The organism is Cupriavidus phytorum (genome assembly GCF_003254285.1).
GTDB classification, from domain to species: domain Bacteria; phylum Pseudomonadota; class Gammaproteobacteria; order Burkholderiales; family Burkholderiaceae; genus Cupriavidus; species Cupriavidus phytorum.
Genome location: NZ_QKZN01000001.1, coordinates 580,753 through 601,295, shown reverse-complemented (window position 1 = coordinate 601,295; position 20,543 = coordinate 580,753). Strand labels below are relative to the sequence as shown.

The window sequence follows — 20,543 nt, the reverse complement described above, 5'->3', positions numbered from 1 at the left end:
AGCGCTGGACGCGGCCCCCTTACCGTCGCGCTAGCCAATCCTTCAGCCAGGCGCTTCGGCTTCCTGCCGGAAAGATGTGATAGAGGGCGAGCGGTTTCCTTCATAAGGCCGCTCAGACCGCAAGCTCGCGGAGCGACTCCTCAAATCCTGTAAGGATCGACGCATTGTCCCTTAAGGCCCAGCCTACGAGGGAGCCGCCCTCCAGGGAGCTGAGAAGCATTAGGGCCGACCGCTTCGCTGAGCGATCAGCACGCAGTTCCCCGGCAGCAATGCCGCCCTCGATAATGCGTTCTAGCCACTGCAAATGCAGCTGAAAGAAGGTCGAGGTTAATGACCGCATGCTCTCCGGTAAGACCGACCACTCCGCAGACAACGCGCCACAGAGAGGCAGCATGCCGTCATTCAATGAGTCAGCGAAAAGTTGAGCATGGGCAACCAGCTTGTCCTTTGCCTTACGGTGCTTAGCGTCGATGCGACTCAGACATTCCCGAAACCGCTCCAGATATTCGTTTACAAGAGCGACACCGAGGTCCTCTTTCGTTGGGAAATAGTGATGGACAGCGGGTTTCGAAATCGAAGCGCTCTTGGCTAGGTCAGCATAGCTGAAATCAGAGTATCCGCGCGTGCGGATGAGATACTCCGCGTGTTGGAGAAGTGCAGTTCGTCGGTCTACGGTCATGACCGGCTTATACCTTCTAGTTGGTAAGATGTCAATGTCTCCCACCCACCTGGCAGAAGGATAAGGGAATCCTGCAACCACTTCTTTGACATAATGCGACCTTAGGACGGTATTTGCTAAAAATGCTGCATACTGGCAATTCGTGCGCCACGGTCGAAGTCTGCAGCGGCGCTAGCGCTAGAACACTTGTGGCAACGGAAGACAATGACAAAAGAGCTTGCGTTTGTAGCCTACCCATCCTTCGACAAGGACCTTACTCGGATCATCCGAGAGGCGATTGCGTCAGCGAACGCCAAGCCGATAGATGTCCACTACGAACCGTGGGAATTCAACGATATCCCGGGCAACCAGCTTGTTTCGCCGATTCTGGAGCGCATTCAAGAATCGCGCTTCATAGTGGCCGATATCACCTACCTGAACCTGAACGTCGTCTACGAGATTGGCTTTGCGATTGGTTGCAGCAAACGCTGCTTTCTCGTCAGGAAGAAGGATACCGAGGGGGACCGCGCTCTTTCGAAAGACGCAGGCATCTTCGATACATTGGGCTACTTTGAGTATACCGATGCATCGGACCTCGAACGGCGCTTAACCAGTCGTATTGATGCGACACCTCTTTTGGTCCATGGCACCCTCGACTCCAAGGCCCCTGTTTACGTAGTGGAGTCACCCATTTCTGGCGATGCGGCGACCATGCTGACGTCGCGCATCAAAAAGGCGAGGTACCGGTATCGCAGCTTTAGCCCGGATGAAGATACCCGCCTCTCTGCGAATGACGCGATTCGTCAAGTAGTCGCATCGGCAGGCGTCGCCACCCCATTGGAAGGTGGAAGCAGCCTTATCGCAAAGGTGCACAACGTTCGGGCAATGTTCGTCGCAGGTCTGGTTCGGGGATTGCAAAAGCCGCTGCTAATGCTTGCACCGGCAGGTTATGACGCACCTCTCGACGTCCGGGACGATGTGAAGACGTATCGATTCCCCGATGACATCTCCGAGATGGTTAGCGAACTGGCACTGGAGATTACCGAGTACCAGCAGATGGTGAATCCATCGCCCGTGACCGGAGCCACGATTCTGCAGAACCTACGAGTAGGAGATCCGACCGCCGAGAACGAGATGGCGACTCTGGCTAACTACTACCTGCGGACTGACCAGTACACCAGAACAACCAACGGTGACGTCAACCTTGTTGTCGGTCGGAAAGGCGCAGGAAAAACTGCCCTATTCCTCCAGATCCGTGACCGCACTCGTTCGGACAAGCGAAATATCGTGGTGGACCTGAAGCCCGAGGGGTTTCAGCTCATCAAGCTGAAGGAAGAGTTGTTGACGTATCTCAGTGAAGGCTCGCTTCAGCATTTGGTCACGGCGTTTTGGGAATATTTGATTCTCCTCGAGGTCGCGTACAAGCTGCTTGAGAAAGACCGAATCACCCATAAAAATAACCATGAAATCTACGAGCTATACAGGGAACTGGAGGCGACGTACAAGACCGACGAGTTCTCTGATGAGGGCGACTTCTCGGAGCGCCTGCTGGCGCTATCCCAGAACATCACCGCCAAGTTCAAGCAACTACATTCTGCTGAGCCCAGCCAGCGGCTGACGAACGATCAGGTCACCAGCCTTCTCTACTACCACGACATTCGAAGCTTGCGGACGAAGATTTCCGACTACCTCGAGAAGAAGCAATCAGTCTGGATTCTGTTTGACAACTTGGACAAGGGATGGAGCACTGGCGGCGTCGACGAAATTGACACTGCTGTTCTACGCTGTCTAATAGATGCAGGTCGTAAAATCGAATCGCAAATGCAGAAATCCGGACATCGCTTCCGCTGCATTGTGTTCGTGCGGAACGACGTGTACGAGCACCTCATGCAACGTAGCGCTGACTATGGAAAGGAAATGCGGGCAATTCTCGACTGGACAGAACCAGACCTTCTGAGAGAGATGCTTCGCCTGAGGCTCGCAAACGCTTTGGAGTTGTCGCCCGACAAGACCGGCTTTGACCAGGCGTGGCGAAGCCTGTGCGTTTCTCACTTCAACGGTGAAGAAACTTCGGCATACATGATTGACCGGTCATTAATGCGACCTCGCAACCTGCTCAAGATTTTCAACCATTGTCGCGGTTTCGCTAACAATTTCGGCCACGCAAAGATTGAGGATTCCGATATCGAGAAGGGACTGCGCGCCTACTCGCAGGACTTGCTGATGGAATTGGACAGGGAACTCGCTGACGTCCTTCCCCAAGCACAAGACCTCGTCTACCGCTTCATCGATGCTCCGGCAACCATGTCCAAGCGAGAGCTGGTCGCACTCTTGCAAGACGCTGGCACAGACCATGAAGTTGGGACGAAGAGACTGGAATTCCTTCTCTATTACGGCATCATTGGACTCCAGACGCCGGAGCGGACCTACTACATCTTCGACGTCAACTACGACCAAAAAGTCCTCCGAATCCGTGTCGAGCGGGCCGGTGAAGAGGCGGTCTTCGCAATTAATCCGGCGTTCTGGCCAGCACTGGACATTCGGTCTCCTTCAAAAAACGGAAACTAGTAGCACAGACTGGCCGGCGCTCACTTGCATAAAATGGCCGCGTTTCGAGCTCCTACAGCGCGGCCGTCCCACGAGAGGCTACTGCGCGGGATATGCCCAAATTGAGGATGTTCGCAGTGCGCGTCCTGCGTGAAGGCCGGTAGAGGTGCACTGGGCGACAATGAAGGGCCGAGGCCAAAGGCCACATTGTGAATGCTAAGGTCATTCGGGCCCAACCGGATGCTCGACGGTCGAGACGGCCGGATCTGAGAACGCAACTCCTTCGACAACGCCAGCATTGTTCCTAGAAGCTCGGCCCAGGCAATCTCAAATCAAATGCCTTTAAGCGATAGTACAAGCTTGATACTCTTAAACTGGTCGGGTTGTGGCACCGGCGGCACGCGGGCGGACATAAGCGGGTACCCTCGGGTCAAGCCCCACCACGCCGGCGGCGGCAGCTATCACAGACCGGCCGGGAGCCAAGTGCTTCCACGCCGTGTGTCGCCATGTCTAGCGGAAGCGCGATGAAAAGCGAGCACGGCATTTTGCCGTGCTCGCACGAGTTTCCCATCTACCTCGTGACCAGCTCAGGCCGGGTCGATTCCAAGCAGGGGTTGGTCGTCTGACTCGCTGTCTTGGAACCAATGTGGTTCGAAGCAATAGACGAGCCCCCTTTCGTTCGGATATGCAAAGCACTCGCGAAGACGGCAATACAGCCAATAGAATTCTTCATGTCCGTGGGCTTTGGCAACGTGCTCCCATTCGTCGAAGTCACGGACGAGTTTCGCGCAAACGGCCGGCCCGAATGTCACGCCTCTGAGTCCATAGCGAACCAACTCCCAGAATGGACCGCGGCCGCCTGTGTCGGGATACTTCTCTTTGTCCTCCAGGGCACCGGCAACCTGCACAACCCACTCATCCAGGGAACAATCCTTGATGAACCGCGCGTTCTTCGCAACGATAATTGTGAGAATTCGGCACCAGTCCAAGAAGATGAGATTGTGGTACTTCCCTTCGACGCGGCATGTAAGTTCCTTTTTCTCATCGTGTTCGTACACGGCGCCAATTTCCAACCCTTCGGCCAACCCAGGGTATGACCGAGGTGCCACGACCAAAACCACGTTCTTCAGTGGTTCGTTGGTGACTGCGCACAGGTCAAACTGCTTAGGATGTCGAGGTACTTCGCGCTTCTTTACGTCGGTCAACGCGACAAGAAAGCTTGATTGCATGGTTACTCCAAATGGGTCAAGTGCAAAACAAAGAGCGGGGCTCTATTGCGAGCTCATGAGAGCCGATAGTAGGATCTCACTATCCCATTCTTAGTCGCGTTCGCGAAACACGAACGCAGCCACCAATATGTCAAGTAGAACGCGTCGTCGTTGAAGGTGTTGTCGCCGATAAGCGTCGGAGGCAAGTCCACCTTTTCCAAAACCTTTGATGCCCGGTCATTCCACGCATCAAAGTCAGCGACAATCTTCCTGGCTGCACTCGGGCCGAACGCCTCCATCGAATAGTCGTTGTGAAGCAATTCAATAAAAGAACCGTCGGCGGGGTAGACGTCCGGATTCTCTCGGTCGAAGCCAACCAGTTTCGCCAAGACGTCGTGCCAGTCCCACTTGAGTTCCAACGAGTATTCGTGCCGAAAATCGTAGGTGTAGATGGATGAGCTTTTCAGTCCATCGGACCCGTACAGATTTGGTGCCGCGTCGATATACGTCGCGTTTTCCAACCTGTGGCCGGTTCTCGGGTCTATCCACCACCCAAACAAGCTCACCCCCTCCTCCAGGAGCTTCAGGCCCTTGCACAACTCGTACATGTACATTTCTGTTGTTTCCTACATTCGTTGCGAGCGGGCCGATTGACCCACCCTGCGCAGCATCGATGTAACTGCAAGAACGTATATCTCCGAAGCGAGTGGATGATTCGGGTGGACGGATGAGTCCAAGGTTTTCCAGCGATGCGAAGCAGGAGCGGGAGCTGAAAAGAGGAAGAAAAAGAGGCTGTTTTTGAAACGCTCGCGGGACAAAAATCAGTGCGTTAATCGCACCGTCGCCGGAAGTGCAGCTGCGGTCTAGCTAGGAGTTGCGCTCGGCCATCCAGGAGGCGACGTCGGTACGACGCCATCGAAGTGGAAGGTTGGGTCCCAGATGTGCGCGCAGAGGCAGAGTATGCGGCTGTCTTTTGGCGCGGCGGAGAATGGTTGCGGGACTGACCTTGAGAATGGCCGCAAGGTCGTGGGCGTCGAGGTAGGCGTTCGAGGGTAGATGCATGTCGAGTATAGGTGCACCATGGCTGTTGCCCCGGGGGAGTCCGATGCAGTAAAAAGCCGCGGCGAGCCTCGGCAGGGGCTGTTGCCGCTGCGCTGCTTACGCTATCTGCCAGTACATCCGCGCCGCTCCGTTCTGCATCGCGTGTGAGAAGCAGGTCCGGAGCCACCAATAGGTAGGGTAAAACTCCGCATCCGAGAACCGCTGTGCAAGCTCATCCCAAGCGTCGAAGTCCGCAACGAGCTTCGCCGATGCTCGCGGGCCGTGCGTGGTCATCGAGTAAGCGGGATCGAGAATCTCAACGAACGCACCATCGGTAGGATATGTATGAGGCTTTCGCCGGTCAAACCCAAAGAGTTCTGCCAAGACGTCGTACCAGTAATCTCCTTGTGGCAGTTGGGGATTTCAAGGCACGCGAAAATTGTCCCTTGTATGGCGGGCGATTTTCGAGTCCACAGCACACACAATGACGAACGCTTTCTGTGCGGTAATCGTACGACGTCTGGGGCACGCAGCGAGGGGGCAGGCGGTTTGACGGTACCAGAGCTCGACGCCTCGACCGCGCCCGTTGTACCCGGCCCCCGTACCCGTTTCTGCGGTCTGGAGAGACCCGTAACATGGCTCACCATCACGCGCTCTCGGCCGCACGGACGTGGCTCGCGCTGAATTCGGATGTCCTATACTGGGGATGGCGAAACGGCTTTCCTGTCCTACAACGCGACGGCGGTCGAATTTCAGGCTCTCGACGGGACTACTAGAAAAATCAAAAAATCCTGTGCACCCACGGGTTCTGGAGCGCTCTGAGCAAAAAATGGAGAGTTTGGTCAAAGCCAGGCGCGACAAGGGTTTCCAGCCAGTTGCGCCTGCTTTGACAAAACTCAAACAACGAGTTTGACAAAAGCTATTCTCGCGGGACACCAGAAGACCGTGGCCATGCGCAAGCTCGGGGTGCAGACCAATACCGGCCTGATCCGCTACGCCTATGAAAGCGGCTTGATCTGAACGCCGCGGGACATGCAGCAAGACCCCGACCGCACCCGCGACACCCTGGCCAGCACCTTCGACGCGCTGGCCGACCACGCCCGCCGGCAGCAGCACCTGTACTCGGTGACCATCGCGGCGCTGATCGCCATCGTGCTGTGCTCGGGCACGCTGCTGGCCGGGCTGGCGGCGGACCAGCACCTGGACTACCGGCGCAGCCAGGTCGCGCAATATGTCGGCACGGTGTCGCAGCAGCTGCATAACGAAGCCTCGTTCGTGCGCCGCACCGCGCTCAGCATCCGCTACCATCTGCGCGCCGTCGTCGCGGCCCCGTCGCGCGACCCCGGCCTCGAGGCCTTGCGCCGCACCGGCGCGGCCGGCGTCCATGTCGAGGCCGTGCGCAAGGACTACCATCTGCTGGCCGGCGACGCCACGCGCCAGGCCTGGGGCGCAGGGCTGCCGAACGAATTCGCTCGGCTGCGCCAGATCGCGCTGGCCGCGGTGGCCACGCAGCAAGCCTTCGACCTGGACCATGGCGCCTACGCGGTCTCGCTGGACGAGGACAGCGCGATCGTGATCCGCCAGCCTGAAGCCGGCGCGCGCGTGCCGCTGGCGCTCGATCCGGCGCTGATTCCGCGCCTGCGCACGCAGCTGACCCGCGCGCTGCTGGACCGCACCGGGCACGCCGTCCCGGCGCTTGACCAGCCCGTCTGGCTGGGGCCGCTGCCCGATCCCGTCGACGGCAGCCCCGTCATGGTCCTGGCCGGCGCCGCCTATGCCGGCGACTCGCCCACCATGCTGGTGGCCGCCTGCGTGCCGGTGCAGGCGTTCCTGGCCGGCCTGCCGCCGCCTCAGGACCACGCCGGCCTGGCGCTCCTCAATGACGCGGACCATCTGATCGACGTGTGGCCGCATGCCGGCACGCTGAGCCCGGCCAGCGCCCGCGACATCGCCGCGCGGGTCCGCGGCCTGCCGCACAACGCGCTGCGCCTGACGCGATCGGGCGTAGCGCTGGTGCAGTCGTTGCAGCCCGGCTTCGGCCTGCTGGTCTACCACCTGCCGTACCGGCTGCTGTTCAGCGCGCTGGCTGCCGAACTCGCGGTGGTCGGCGCCGCCATGCTGCTGCTGACCGGTGCCATCGTGTTCGCGGCGCGCTACTGGAGCCGGCACCTGCTGCGGCGCTCGCATGCCGAAGCCCGGCGCGCGCTGGAAAGCGAGCTGATGAACCAGGTGCTGGTCAGTGCCACACCGGTCGGCCTGTGCATCGTGCGCCAGCATGACCACGCCGTGCTGGCCTGCAATCCGCTGGCGGCATCGCTGCTGCCCGCTCGACCGCACCAACCTCTGCCCGCCGCGATAGCCCGGGCGCTTTCGCGGCAGCCACGCGGCGCCTGCGGCGGCCCGGCATCGGTCTGCAGCATCACCGTCGCGGCCCCGGAAGCGCCCGGCCCTGCCGAAGCGGCACAGCGCTTCCTGCAGGTCACCTATGCCCCGGCGCGCTACCGCGATGAAGCCGTGCTGTTCTGCGCGGTGCTGGACTGCACCGCGCAAGAGGCGCTGCAGCAGCAGCTGCGCTCCGCCCAGCAGGCCACCGAAGCGATGTTGCGGGTGCGCTCGACCTTCTTTGCCGCCATGAGCCACGAGATCCGCACGCCGCTGCACGCGCTGCTCGGCAACCTGGAGCTGCTGGCGCGCAGCGGCGGCATGGGGCCGCACGCGGCGCGGCTGCGCGCGCTGGAGACCGCCGCCGGCTCGCTGCGCCGCATCGTCAACGATGTGCTGGACTTCTCCAAGATCGACGCGGGGCAGCTGGCGCTGGTCAATGCACCGTTCCGTCCCGTCGAGGCGCTCGAGAGCCTGGCACTGGCCCATGCACCCATGGTGGCCGGCCGCCCGCTGCGCTTCTGCCTGCAGCTGTCGCCGACGCTGGACACGGAAGTCGTGGGCGATCGCGCGCGGCTGGTGCAGGTCTTCAACAACCTGCTGAACAACGCCTTCAAGTTCACCGCCAGCGGCCGCATCACGCTGAGCGGCGAACTGCAGGCCGATGCGCATGGCATGCAGCAGCTGGTCTGCCGCGTCAGCGATTCCGGCATCGGCATGACACCGGCACTGGCGGCGCGCGTGTTCCAGCCGTTCGTGCAGGGCGATGCCGCTGCCGACAGCCGCTATGGCGGCACCGGGCTGGGCTTGTCGATCTGCGCGAGGCTGTGCGAGCTGATGGGCGGCAGCATCGTCGTCAACAGCGTGCCGGACGTGGGCAGCGTGTTCACGGTGTCGGTGCCGCTGGCGCCGGCCGATGCAGAGCCGCACGCGCCGGCGGCGGCCAGCGCGACGCACAGCGGGCATGTGCTGGTGCTGACGCAGGACCAGCGCACCGGCGCGTCGATCGAAGCATGGCTCAAGACCGAGGGCTGGCATACCGAGGCGGTGACATCCATCGCCTTGGCGCAGGACAGCGTGCAGCGCAACGCGCCCGCTGCCGTGGTCGCGACCGAAGACTTTGCGCCAGCGGCGCTGGCTGCGCTGCGCCAGTCCGCGCCGCTGGTGTGGCTGACGGCCGACGGCCCGCATCACCCCCGTCAGCCAGACCCCGGCATGCTGGAGGCCTCGGCGTTCAGCCATCGCGCCCTGCTCGACGCCGTGGCGGCCGCCACCGGCGCAACGCAGCACGCGACCACGCCCATGCCCGCCCCCGCATTGCCTGCGCTGCCCGCGCCCGCGGCGGCGCCCCTGACCATCCTCGTGGCCGAGGACAATCCGCTGAACCAGTCGCTGGTCGCGGAGCAACTGCAGGCAATCGGCTGCCATCCCATCGTCACGGGCAACGGCAGGCAGGCGCTGGCGGTACTGGCGAGCACGCGCGTCGACGCACTGCTGACCGACCTGCATATGCCGGAAATGGACGGCCACGCCTTGCTGCACGCCGTGCAGGAGACATATCCGGGCCTGCCGGTCATCGCCTTCAGCGCCGTGGCCTGCAGCGACCCCGGGCACGACCGGCGCCTGCGCGGCTTCTCCGGCTACCTGGCCAAGCCCGCCTCGCTGCAGGACCTCGCCGCCTGCCTGCGCGGCCTGCCTTGTGCCCCCACCGATACCGCACCCGATGCCGCAACCGATGCCGCCGCCTGCGCGCAACCGTGCGACCCGGCCACCGCGGTGGAGGCCCCGCGCCGCCGCTACGAAGACATGCTGCGCCGGCAGCTGCGGCAAGACCTGCCGGCGCTGGCCCGCATCCTCGCGCAACAGGACCTGACCGGCCTGCGCCACTGGGTGCATGCGGCGGCGGGCGCCTTCATGATCGTGCGGCGCCAGTCCTTCGTCAGGGAATGCCGCGACCTCGAGGCACTGTGCGAGGCGGCGCCCGGCTGGGCCCCGGCCATGGCCGATGCGGCAGACATGCTTTACAAGCGGCTGCAGCGCTACGCGCTGGGCGCCGCGGCGGGGCCCTGACCGCTGACGGGAGCGCCTTACCACAATTGGCGGATTTGCGAGCAGCCGCACGCGCGACCATAATGGCAGCGCCGCGCCGTGGACCGCCGGGCCGATCCGGGCCGGGTGCGGCATTGTCTCCAATGTCTCCCCCCCATGCCGCCAGAACAAGGCCTTCCGCAGCCCCAGCGCACCTGGGCCATCCTCACCGTTTTCTTCGGCCTGATCATGGCCGTGCTCGACGGCTCGATCGCCAATATCGCGCTGCCGTCGATCTCGCGCGAACTGCAGGCCGATCCCGCCAGCACCATCTGGGTCGTCAACGCCTACCAGCTGACGGTGACCGTATGCCTGCTGCCGCTGTCGTCGCTGGGAGACATCCTGGGCTACAAGCGGGTCTACCGCGCGGGGCTGGCGACCTTCCTGGTGGGGTCGCTGCTGTGCGCGCTGTCGGTCAACCTGCCGATGCTGGTGGCCGCGCGCGTGCTGCAGGGCATCGGCGGCGCCGGCATCATGAGCGTCAACACCGCGCTGGTGCGCTTTATCTACCCGCCCACGCGGCTGGGCCGCGGCATCGGACTCAATGCGCTGGTGGTGGGCGTGACCATCGCCGTAGGGCCATCGCTGGGCGCGCTGATCCTGGCGGTGGCCAGCTGGCCCTGGCTGTTCGCGGTCAATGTGCCGGTGGCTATCGCCGCGCTGGCGCTGAGCCGCACCGCGCTGCCGAATACGCCGCCGCAGCCGCGCGGTTTCGACTATCCCAGCGCGCTGCTGTCGGCGCTGGTGTTCGGCATGTTTATCCTGAGCGTCGACGGCCTCGGCCACCCCCGCTGGCGCCTGGCCGGCTGCGCGGGCGTGGCGCTCGCGGTGGGACTGGGCTGGCTGCTGGTGCGGCGCCAGCACGGCCGCGCCGCGCCGCTGGTGCCGGTCGACCTGTTTGCCAGCCGCGCCTTTACGCTGGCGGTGGGGACTTCGTTCTGCTCGTTCATGACGCAGATGCTGGCCTTTATCGCGCTGCCGTTCTTTCTCGAATACCAGCTTGGACGCTCGCTGCAGGAGACCGGCCTGCTGATCACGCCGTGGCCGCTGATGGTGGCGGTGATGGCCGCGGTCTCGGGCCGGCTGTCGGACCGCTATCCGGCCAGCATCCTCGCCGGCATCGGGCTCGCGATGCTGGGTGGCGGACTGGTCGGCCTCGCCACGCTGGGCCCCGACGCCGGCAGCTTCGACATCGCCTGGCGCATGGCCATGTGCGGCACCGGCTTCGGCTTCTTCCAGTCCCCCAACAACCGCGCCATGATCGGCGCCACGCCGCCGGAACGCAGCGGCGGCGCCAGCGGCGCGCAGGCGACCACGCGGCTGCTGGGGCAGACCACCGGCACGGCGCTGGTGGCACTGCTGTTCAGCCTGTCGCCTGCGGGCGCGGCGCGGATGGCGCTGTATGTCGCGGCGGCGGTGGCGGCGGTGGGAGCGATGATCAGCCTGAGCCGATTGCGTGGTGCCAGTGGCGAGACGGTGGGGCGGGAGGCGGTGGAGCCGGATGCTTGAGCGTCATCCGAGTTGCGAGTGACGGATGCCGGTAGCAGCGACGACTGTTCCGATACCGCTTGCGTGCTCCCCTCTCCCGCTTGCGGGAGAGGGGCTGGGGGAGAGGGCAGGCGCTGGCATACCGACGCCTGGCACTTCGTCGACACACCGGCCCTCTCCCCGACCCTCTCCCGCAAGCGGGAGAGGGAGTACACAATCGGTAGCGGATGCTCCGTGCCAGCGCAGCATCTACTCCGCCTTCGCCCCCGATTCCTTCACCACCTTCGCCCACTTGGCGATCTCCTGGCGCTGGTACGCGGCCAGCTTTTCCGGCGTGCCCAGCACCGGATCCAGGCCCAGCGTCTTCAGCTTCGCCTGCACCTCGGGCAGCGTGAAGATGCGGTTGAGCTCGGCATTCAGTCTGGCCACCACCTCCTTCGGCGTATTCGCCGGCGCGAACACCGCGAACCACGAATCCGCCTCGAAGCCCGGCAAGCCCTGCTCGGCCAGCGTCGGGATATCCGGCGCCGAGGCCGAGCGCTTCGCGCCGGTGATGCCGAGTGCGCGCAGCTTGCCTTCGCGCACCACGGGCAGGGCCGAGGGCAGGTTGTCGAACATCATGGTGATATGGCCGCCAAGCAGGTCGGGAATGGCCATGGCGCGGCCCTTGTAGGGGACGTGCGTGATCTTGACGCCCGCCATCGTATTGAACATTTCCCCCGCCACATGCGGCGAGGTGCCGATGCCGGGCGTGCCGAAGGTCAGGCCGCCCGGACGCGCCTTGGCCAGCGCGATCAGCTCCGCCACGTTCTTGGCCGGCACGCCGGGATTGACCACCAGCACGTTGGGCGTCGAGGCGATCAGGATCACCGGCGTGAAGTCCTTGACCATGTCGTACGGCATCTTGCTGTACAGCGCGCCGTTGATCGAATGCGTGCCGACGGTGCCGAGCGCCAGCGTATGGCCGTCGGCCGGCGCGTGTGCCACGGCCTCGGCGCCGATATTGCCGCCGGCGCCGGGCTTGTTGTCGACCACCACCGGCTGGCCCCACGCGGGCGAGATCTTTTCCGAGACGATGCGCGCCAGCGTGTCGGGCGCGCCGCCGGTGGGGAACCCCACCACGATGCGGATGGGCTTGGCGGGATAGCCCTGTGCCTGCGCCGCAGCGGGGCCGGTCAGGAAGGATGCGGCAAGCACTGCCGCCGCGGCAACGGTACCGAAACGCATGGGATGCTCCTCCGGTTGCGCGCGGCTGCGTGGCCGCGCGCATTGTGAAGGCGGCGGCAATGCCGCCGCCGGAACCTGCCAGGCTGCCCGCCGCTTCAGACCGCGATGCCGCCGAACTCCTGCATCACCTTGTCATGCAGGCGGCGCATGCCGCGCAGCCAGCGGTCATAGTCCTGGCCCTTGCGGCGATAGTACTCAAGCACTTCGGGGTGCGGCAAGATCAGGAAGCGCTCGTCGGCCACGCCTTCCAGCGTCACCGCGGCAACATGCTCGGCGGTGACCGAGCCTTCCTGCAGGAAGCCCTTGCGCTCGCCGTTCTCGCCGAACAGCATATTGGTCTGCACGCCCTGCGGGCAGATGCAGCTGACTTTGATGCCGCGCTCGCCGTAGGTGATCGACAGCCACTCGGCAAAGCCGATCGCGGCATGCTTGGTCACCGCGTAAGGCGCCGAGCCGATCTGCGACAGCAAGCCCGCCGCCGACACCGTGTTGACGAAGTAGCCGTCGCCACGCTCCAGCATCTGCGGCAGCACCGCCTTTGCCGCATGGATGTGCGCCATCACGTTGATGTCCCAGATGCGCTGCCATTCGCCGGCGCTGGCGTCCAGGCCCTTGCGCAGGATGATGCCGGCATTGGAGCAGAAGATGTCGACCTGGCCGAAGCGCTGCGTGGCGATGTCGGCCAGCCCCTGCACCGCGGCCGCGTCGGCCACGTCGACCGGCTGGGCAAACACCTGGCAAGCGGGCACGGCCGCCTGAACCTCGGCCGCCACCGTGGCGGCGCCGGCCGCGTTCAGGTCAGCCACGGCCACGCCGCGCGCGCCGGCCTGCGCAAAGGCCAGTGCCAGCGCACGGCCGATGCCGGTAGCGGCGCCGGTCACGACGACGGTCTTGTTGCGTACTTCCATGGGGGTCTCCTCGTTGAATTCGAATGCCGGCGTCTGCGGCCGGACGCATCAGGCCCGCTTCATCGCGCCGGGCGCGGGCCCCGGTTCCGGCTGCTCCGAGGCAAAGCGCGCGGTCGCGCGCGCGCCGCCAGGCTGCCACAGCCGAGCCTGCAGGGTCTGCGCCAGCTCGCGCACGCGCGGACCCAGGTTGGCTTCCAGGATTTCCGGCGACAGCCGCGCGGCGGCGCCGCCGATATTCAGCGCCAGCACCTCGCTGCTGCCTGCCAGCCGCAGCGGCGCGGCGGCGCCGCTGACGGTGCGGTCCCATTCGGCATGCGCCACGCAGAAGCCGCGCCGCGCGTGGTCGCGCAGCGCGCGCTCCACGCCCGTGCGCACCGCCGGCCAGCGCGCGCCGTAGTGCCGGGCCAGCTCCGCCAGCGCGGCCTCACGATGATCGGCATCCAATCCCGCCAGCCACGCCCGCCCGATTGCCGAGGTGGCCATCGGCAGCCGCGCCCCCGGCGCCAGCCGGATCACCAGCGCGCCGCGCGGCTGGCAGCTTTCCAGGTAGACCATGGCATGGCGGTCCGGCATCGCCAGCGCCACCGTGCAATCCGTCGCAAACGCCAGCGACTGCATCAGCGGCTGCGCGATCTCGCGGATGCCGGCGCCCCCGACATAGCGGTGTCCCAGCACCATCGCGCCCTGCCCCAGCCGGTACTTTTCCGTCGCTTCGATATAGGTCAGGTAGCCCAGCGTCGCCAGCGTATAGGTCAGCCGCGACACCGTCGGCCGCGGAATACCGGTGCGCCGCGACAGCTCGGCATTGCCCAGGAAATCATCCTGCGGCCCGAACGCGCGCAGCAGCTCCATGCCGCGCGCCAGCGCCGTGACGAAATTGCGGTCATCGGCGCAGCCATTGCCCGCCGGCACGTCGGCCGGCACCAGGGTGTGCGCGGCATCGGGCGGCGGCGTGGGAATGGTGGTGGTGCGTTTCATGGGCAGCGCTTGAGGCGGGCCCATTAGATTGCAGCAAAGGCGGCCGCCGCAGGGGCGCTATGTAGCGAAAGCATGTGCCCTAGAAACGGTGTTCATGGACACCATTCGACCGCCGGCTACGGGCGCGGGTCATATCTCTCACGCCAGATTCGTCACTTAACGGATTGCTTATGGCCCGGCAAAGAATCGCTGAATTGTCCTCCGGTTGGCACGCGGATATCTTTGCGCAACAGGCGCGGGACATGCTGGCGACGCTGGCGGTCGCGGCAACGCTGACCCGACGCCCGGAGACGACCCGACACGCTGCCCCAAGGCAGCAATTCCCATCAAGGATGGCTCTCACTGCCACTGCGCAACCCTGCGCAGCGGGACTGCGCGCGCGTTCATTCCTTGTCGGACATAAGAAGGGCGGAGACCCCCGGCCCCGTTCATCCGCGGGCCGGCGGAAAAAATGACGATGAGACCACGATGACGACACCCACCAGCATTGGACGCCGGCGGTTCCTCAAGATCCTTGGCGCCGGTTCGTTCGCGGCTTCGGCCGCGGCCCTGGGCATGGCGCCCGCCTGGGCGCAAACCCCGGCGGGCGTGCGGCCCTACAAGCTGCTGCGCGCCAAGGAGACGCGCAACAACTGCACCTATTGCTCGGTCGGGTGCGGCCTGCTGATGTATTCGCTGGGGGACGGCGCCAGGAACGCAAAGCCACGCATCTTCCACATCGAGGGCGATCCCGACCACCCTGTCAGCCGCGGTTCGCTGTGCCCCAAGGGCGCGGGGCTGCTCGACATCGTCCATTCGAAAAACCGGCTGCTGTACCCGGAATACCGCGCGCCCGGGTCAAAGGAATGGGTGCGCATCAGCTGGGACGACGCCACCCGGCGCATCGCGCGCCTGCTCAAGGACGACCGCGACAAGCACTTTATCGCGCGCAACGAGAAAGGCCAGCTGGTGAACCGCTGGCTGACTTCGGGCATGCTCGCCTCGTCCGCGGCCTCCAACGAGACCGGGGTGCTCGACTTCAAGTTTGCCCGCTCCCTGGGCATGCTGGCGCTGGACTGCCAGGCGCGGCTGTGCCACGGTCCCACGGTATCCGCACTGGGTCCGTCGTTCGGGCGCGGCGCGATGACCAACCACTGGGTGGACATCAAGAACGCCAATGTCGTCATGGTCATGGGCGGCAATCCCGCGGAGGCCCATCCCGTCGGCTTCAAGTGGGTGATCGAGGCGAAGATCAGGAACAAGGCCAAGGTCATCGTCGTCGATCCGCGCTTCAACCGCACCGCTGCGGTGGCCGACATCTTCTCGCCGATCCGCGCGGGATCGGATACGGCCTTCCTGATGGGCCTCGTCAACTGGCTGCTGCAGCATGACAAGATCCAGCGCGACTACGTGCGCGCGTACACCAACGCAGCGCTGATCGTGCGCGAGGATTTCGGCTTCGACGAGGGGCTGTTCTCGGGCTTCGATGCCGAAAAGAAGCGCTACGACAAGTCGTCGTGGGCCTATGAACTCGACGGCACCGGAAACGCCCGGCGCGATCCGGCGATGCGCCATCCCCGCTGCGTGCTGAGCCTGCTGAAGCAGCACGTATCGCGCTACACGCCGGAGAAGGTCGAGGAAATCACCGGCGTGAAGCAGGCCGACTTTCTGCAGATCGCCGAGATCGTGGGCACGTGCGCGGCGAAGGACAGGACCCTGACCTGGCTGTACGCGCTGGGCTGGACGCACCACACCGGCGGCGCGCAGATCATCCGCGGCGCGGCGATGATCCAGCTGCTGCTGGGCAATGTCGGCATGGCCGGCGGCGGCGTGAACGCGCTGCGCGGCCACTCCAACATCCAGGGCTATACGGATCTGGGCCTGCTGTCGGTACGGCTGCCCGGCTACATGGACCTGCCCACCGATAGCCAGCAAACGCTGAAGCAATACCTGGCGGATGCCACGCCCAGGGCGCTGCTGCCCGACCAGGTCAACTACTGGAAGAACCTGCCGAAGTTCTTCGTCTCGCTGCAGAAGAACCTGTTCGGCAAGCACGCCACGGCGCAGAACGACTGGGCTTACGACCTGCTGCCGAAATGGGACCGCAGCTACGACATGCTGGCGTACTTCGACCTGATGTACGAAGGCAAGGTCAACGGCTATATCGTCCAGGGCTTCAACCCGCTGGCGGCGATGCCGGACAAGAACAAGTCCTCGGCCGCGCTGTCGAAACTGAAGTTCCTGGTGGTGATCGACCCGCTGGTGACCGAGACCTCCAACTTCTGGCGCAACGAGGGCAAGTTCAACGACGTCAGGACCGAGGACATCATGACCGAGGTGTTCCGACTGCCGTCGAGCTGCTTCGCCGAAGAGGACGGCACCGTGGTCAATTCGGGCCGCTGGCTGCAATGGCACTACGCCGGCCAGCAGCCGCCGGGCGAGGCGCGCCACGACCCGGCCATCCTCGCCGGCATCATGATGGAGCTGCGCCGGCTGTACCAGACCGAAGGCGGTGCCTGTCCCGAGCAGGTGCTGCACATGACCTGGGACGCCGACACCTATCACGATCCCCACCACCCGCATCCCGAGGAAATGGCCAAGGAGGCCAACGGCTACGCGCTGGCGGATGTCTTCGACGGGAACGGGAACAAGATCCTGCGCAAGGGCCAGCTGCTGGATTCGTTTGCGCAGCTGCGGGACGACGGCACCACCTCGAGCTACTGCTGGATCTTCACCGGCTCCTGGACCGAGGCCGGCAACCAGATGGCCAGGCGCGACAACACCGACACCGGGCTCGGCAATACGCCGGGCTGGGCCTGGTCCTGGCCCGCCAACCGCCGCATCCTCTACAACCGCGCCTCGATGGACGAGATGGGCAAGCCCTGGGACCCCAGGCGCCAGATCCTGCACTGGAACGGCCAGCAATGGACGGGGGCGGACGTGCCCGATTTTCCGCTGACCGCGGCGCCCGGCACGCCGGTCGGGCCGTTCATCATGCTGCCCGAAGGCGTGGGCCGGCTGTTCTCCGCCGGCGGCATGATCGACGGCCCCTTCCCCGAGCACTATGAGCCGGTCGAGAGCCCGATCGCGAAAAACCCGCTGCATGCCCGGGTCACCCACAACCCGACCGCGCGCATTTTCCAGAACGATGCGCAGCGGCTGGGCAACCGCACCGACTTTCCTTATGTCGCCACGACCTATTCGGTGACCGAGCTGTTCCGCCACTGGACCAAGCATTCGCACCTGAACGCCATGTTGCAGCCCGAGCAGTTCGTCGAGATCGGCGAAAAGCTGGCCGCGGACAAGGGCATCACGCACGGCGATACCGTAAAGATCACAACCCGGCGCGGCTACATCACGGCCAAGGCGGTGGTGACCAAGCGCATGCGCACGCTGCAGGTGGCGGGGCAAACGGTCGAGCAGGTCGGCATCCCCTGCCACTGGGGCTTCGAAGGCGCGACCCGCAAGGGCTATCTCGCCAACACACTGGCGCCGGGCGTTGGCGACGCCAATTCGCAAACCCCGGAATTCAAGGCATTCCTCGTCAACATTGAAAAGATGGCCGGAGCCCAGGCATGAACTCACAGAACATCATCCGCCGCTCGGCTTCGTCCGACCTGACGCCGGCGCCGCGCATCCGCGACCACCAGATGGAAGTGGCCAAGCTGATCGACGTGTCGATCTGCATCGGCTGCAAGGCGTGCCAGGTCGCCTGCAATGAATGGAACGACCTGCGCGGCGACGTGCAGGAGAACGTCGGCATCTACGACAATCCGCGCGACCTGTCGCCCAACACCTGGACCCTGATGCGCTTTACCGAGCATGAGGACCAGGCCGGCAAGCTGGAATGGCTGATCCGCAAGGATGGCTGCATGCATTGCGAGGATCCCGGCTGCCTGAAGGCCTGCCCCGCGCCCGGGGCGATCGTGCAGTATGCGAACGGCATCGTCGATTTCCAGTCCGACCTGTGCATCGGCTGCGGCTATTGCGTCGCCGGCTGCCCGTTCGACGTGCCGCGCATCTCGAAGCTGGACAACAAGGCCTACAAATGCACGCTGTGCTCGGACCGCGTCGCGGTCGGGCAGGAGCCGGCCTGCGTCAAGACCTGCCCCACCGGCGCCATCGCCTTCGGCTCGAAGGCGGAGATGCAGTCGCTTGGCGAAGAGCGCGTGGCAGAGCTCAACGAGCGCGGCTATGCCAATGCCGGCGTCTATGACCCGGCGGGGGTCGGCGGCACCCACGTGATGTACGTGCTGCAGCATGCCGAGGACGCCGAGCGCTACGCCGGCCTGCCGAAGAATCCAGAAATCAGCGCGCTGGTCGCCGGGTGGAAAGACGGCCTGAAACCCGCCGCCGCGGTCGTCGGCGCGGCCGCTGTCGTCGGCATGGCCGCGCATTTCATGGCGGTCGGCCCGAATACCACCGACACCGGCCGCGATGGCGCCAGTGACCCCGCCACTGACGGCACGGCAGGCGGAGACGGGAAATGATGCGCCACGACGACAGGATCCTGCGCACGAAATTCGCCGAGCGGCTGTGCCACTGGGCGGTCGTGCTTTGCTTCTTCCTTGCCGCGGTGTCGGGCCTTTCATGGTTCTTCCCCACGGTGAGCTGGATGAGCGGCCTGCTGGGCACGCCGCAGCTGGCGCGGCTGCTGCACCCGTTCCTCGGCATCGCGGTATTTGCTGGCCTTTGCTTCATGTTCGCGCGCTTCGTGGGCTACAACCTGTCGGCGCGCACTGATGCGATCTGGTTCCGCCGCATCTGCGACGTGCTGATGAACCGGCATGGCGGCGAACCGCTGCAAATCGGCAAATACAACGCCGGCCAGAAGGTGCTGTTCTGGCTGATCATGGCTTCGATACTGGTGCTGCTGGTTTCCGGGCTGGTCATGTGGCGCGCGTATTTCGCCGAATATTTCCCGGTTGTTGTGCTGCGCCTGGCGATCCTGGCCCATGCCGTTGCCGGGATAGGGCTGATCCTGCTGATCGTGGGCCACATCTATCTGGCGATCTGGGTCCGCGGCTCGATCACGGGGATGGTGACCGGGTATGTCTCGCGCGCCTGGGCCAGGCAGCACCATGACCGCTGGCATGGCGAACTGGAAGCGAGGCAGGCACGCGCAAGAGGGGGTGAACAATGAACCAGCAACCGAACCTGGCGGAGCCGTTGCCGGACCAGTCATCGCGGCATTTCACGCCGCTGCTCCAGCCAGACCTCGCCGGACTCTACCGCCGCCGTGCCGCGCGTTTGCGTGCGCTGGCCGAAGGCCACGATCACGCCGATTACCTGCGTTGGGCCGCGCGCGTGACTGAGGCGCAGGCAACCCTGCTGCCCGAGGCCGGCGCATGCGGGGCGTTGGCAGCCGGGGCAATGCCGGATGCGGGACATTGCATTGCCCTGCTCGACCGTCTGCTCGAGCACCTTGGGCACGACGTTCCCGCGCCGGTCGCACCCCATCTCGCGGCACTGCGCGGCCTGGCCGCGGCAGAACGCCTGGCGGGCGCGCAGGCGCTGGCCGAGGGCCGCTTCGACGCCGCGCCGGCGGCGATCGCGCCGTTGCTATGGGCTGCGCTGTCGCTGCAATGCGCCACCGCCGCGCGCGCGGCGCCGGTGCCCGCCTGCGGCAGCGCTGAGCTGCCGGCCTGCCCGATGTGCGGCACCGCCCCGGTGGCAAGCCTGATCCTGACCGGCGAGCACCACGGCATGCGCTACCTGCATTGCCCACTGTGCGAAAGCGCGTGGCACATGGTGCGCGCCAAATGCAGCAACTGCGGCTCCGCTGCCGACCTGGACTACCTCAGCTTCGAAACCGCCGAAGCGACGGTGCGGGCCGAAAGCTGCGGCGTGTGCCGCGGTTATCTGAAGGTGGTGTCACTGGAGCGGGATCCGCATGCCGAAGCGGTGGCCGATGATCTGGCCACGCTGGCACTGGACGATGCCGTGGCCGGTGAAGGTTTTCAACGTACAGGGTTCAATCCGTTCGCTCTGCCGGGATGAGGCCCCCGGCCTCCACGCAGTTCGTGTACGCTTACGCGT

The 20,543-nt window shown here is 64.7% G+C and carries 13 protein-coding genes and 1 pseudogene; 8 read left to right on the top strand and 6 right to left on the bottom strand.

Translation table 11 applies throughout. The features are described from left to right. Positions 1-112 precede the first annotated feature (112 nt). Positions 113-679, bottom strand: coding sequence for a TetR/AcrR family transcriptional regulator (locus C7416_RS02575; RefSeq protein ID WP_111516973.1), 567 nt, complete (start codon positions 677-679; stop codon positions 113-115). Between the two features lie 204 nt (positions 680-883). On the opposite strand from C7416_RS02575, the gene C7416_RS02570 reads away from it, so the two are divergent. Continuing rightward, positions 884-3,226, top strand: a complete 2,343-nt coding sequence (locus C7416_RS02570; RefSeq protein WP_111516972.1) for a P-loop ATPase, Sll1717 family — start codon at positions 884-886, stop codon at positions 3,224-3,226. Between the two features lie 566 nt (positions 3,227-3,792). On the opposite strand, the gene C7416_RS02565 is transcribed toward C7416_RS02570, so the two are convergent. Further along, positions 3,793-4,434: a hypothetical protein gene (locus C7416_RS02565; RefSeq protein ID WP_116328180.1), complete on the bottom strand. Its 642-nt coding sequence runs from the start codon at positions 4,432-4,434 to the stop codon at positions 3,793-3,795. Between the two features lie 53 nt (positions 4,435-4,487). Next, positions 4,488-5,027: a hypothetical protein gene (locus C7416_RS02560; protein ID WP_111516970.1), complete on the bottom strand. Its 540-nt coding sequence runs from the start codon at positions 5,025-5,027 to the stop codon at positions 4,488-4,490. A gap of 1,363 nt (positions 5,028-6,390) precedes the next feature. Here C7416_RS02560 and C7416_RS29380 point away from each other — a divergent pair. The 3 genes and pseudogenes from C7416_RS29380 to C7416_RS02540 all read left to right on the top strand — a co-directional run. Beyond that, positions 6,391-6,474 (top strand): annotated as a pseudogene (locus C7416_RS29380) (DNA-binding response regulator); the annotation flags it as partial. 12 nt (positions 6,475-6,486) lie between these two features. Further along, on the top strand, positions 6,487-9,906 hold the full coding sequence (locus C7416_RS02545; RefSeq protein ID WP_111516968.1) for an ATP-binding protein: 3,420 nt from the start codon (positions 6,487-6,489) through the stop codon (positions 9,904-9,906). 135 nt (positions 9,907-10,041) lie between these two features. Further along, positions 10,042-11,433: an MFS transporter gene (locus tag C7416_RS02540; protein WP_111516967.1), complete on the top strand. Its 1,392-nt coding sequence runs from the start codon at positions 10,042-10,044 to the stop codon at positions 11,431-11,433. 228 nt (positions 11,434-11,661) lie between these two features. On the opposite strand, the gene C7416_RS02535 is transcribed toward C7416_RS02540, so the two are convergent. The 3 genes from C7416_RS02535 to C7416_RS02525 all read right to left on the bottom strand — a co-directional run bounded on the left by C7416_RS02535 (position 11,662) and on the right by C7416_RS02525 (position 14,525). Then, the gene (locus tag C7416_RS02535) at positions 11,662-12,639 is read right to left on the bottom strand and encodes a Bug family tripartite tricarboxylate transporter substrate binding protein (RefSeq protein WP_111516966.1); all 978 of its coding nucleotides are present in this window, start codon (positions 12,637-12,639) and stop codon (positions 11,662-11,664) included. Positions 12,640-12,734: 95 nt separating this feature from the next. Next, the gene (locus C7416_RS02530; protein ID WP_111516965.1) at positions 12,735-13,547 is read right to left on the bottom strand and encodes an SDR family oxidoreductase; all 813 of its coding nucleotides are present in this window, start codon (positions 13,545-13,547) and stop codon (positions 12,735-12,737) included. A gap of 48 nt (positions 13,548-13,595) precedes the next feature. Further along, positions 13,596-14,525, bottom strand: a complete 930-nt coding sequence (locus tag C7416_RS02525; RefSeq protein ID WP_111516964.1) for an IclR family transcriptional regulator — start codon at positions 14,523-14,525, stop codon at positions 13,596-13,598. 468 nt (positions 14,526-14,993) lie between these two features. Here C7416_RS02525 and fdnG point away from each other — a divergent pair, with 468 nt between their 5' ends. From fdnG to fdhE, 4 genes are read left to right on the top strand one after another with little or no spacing between them, the layout of a single operon-like run. Beyond that, a complete protein-coding gene (gene fdnG / locus C7416_RS02520; RefSeq protein WP_111516963.1) occupies positions 14,994-18,083 on the top strand; it encodes a formate dehydrogenase-N subunit alpha in 3,090 nt (1,029 codons plus the stop codon). Next, on the top strand, positions 18,080-18,994 hold the full coding sequence (gene fdxH / locus C7416_RS02515) for a formate dehydrogenase subunit beta (RefSeq protein ID WP_111516962.1): 915 nt from the start codon (positions 18,080-18,082) through the stop codon (positions 18,992-18,994). Before fdnG ends, fdxH begins: the two co-directional genes overlap by 4 nt. After that, a complete protein-coding gene (locus tag C7416_RS02510) occupies positions 18,991-19,647 on the top strand; it encodes a formate dehydrogenase subunit gamma (RefSeq protein ID WP_198035635.1) in 657 nt (218 codons plus the stop codon). The genes fdxH and C7416_RS02510 overlap by 4 nt, the downstream gene beginning before the upstream one ends. After that, a complete protein-coding gene (gene fdhE / locus C7416_RS02505) occupies positions 19,644-20,504 on the top strand; it encodes a formate dehydrogenase accessory protein FdhE (protein WP_111516961.1) in 861 nt (286 codons plus the stop codon). The genes C7416_RS02510 and fdhE overlap by 4 nt, the downstream gene beginning before the upstream one ends. The last annotated feature ends 39 nt before the right edge of the window (positions 20,505-20,543 follow it).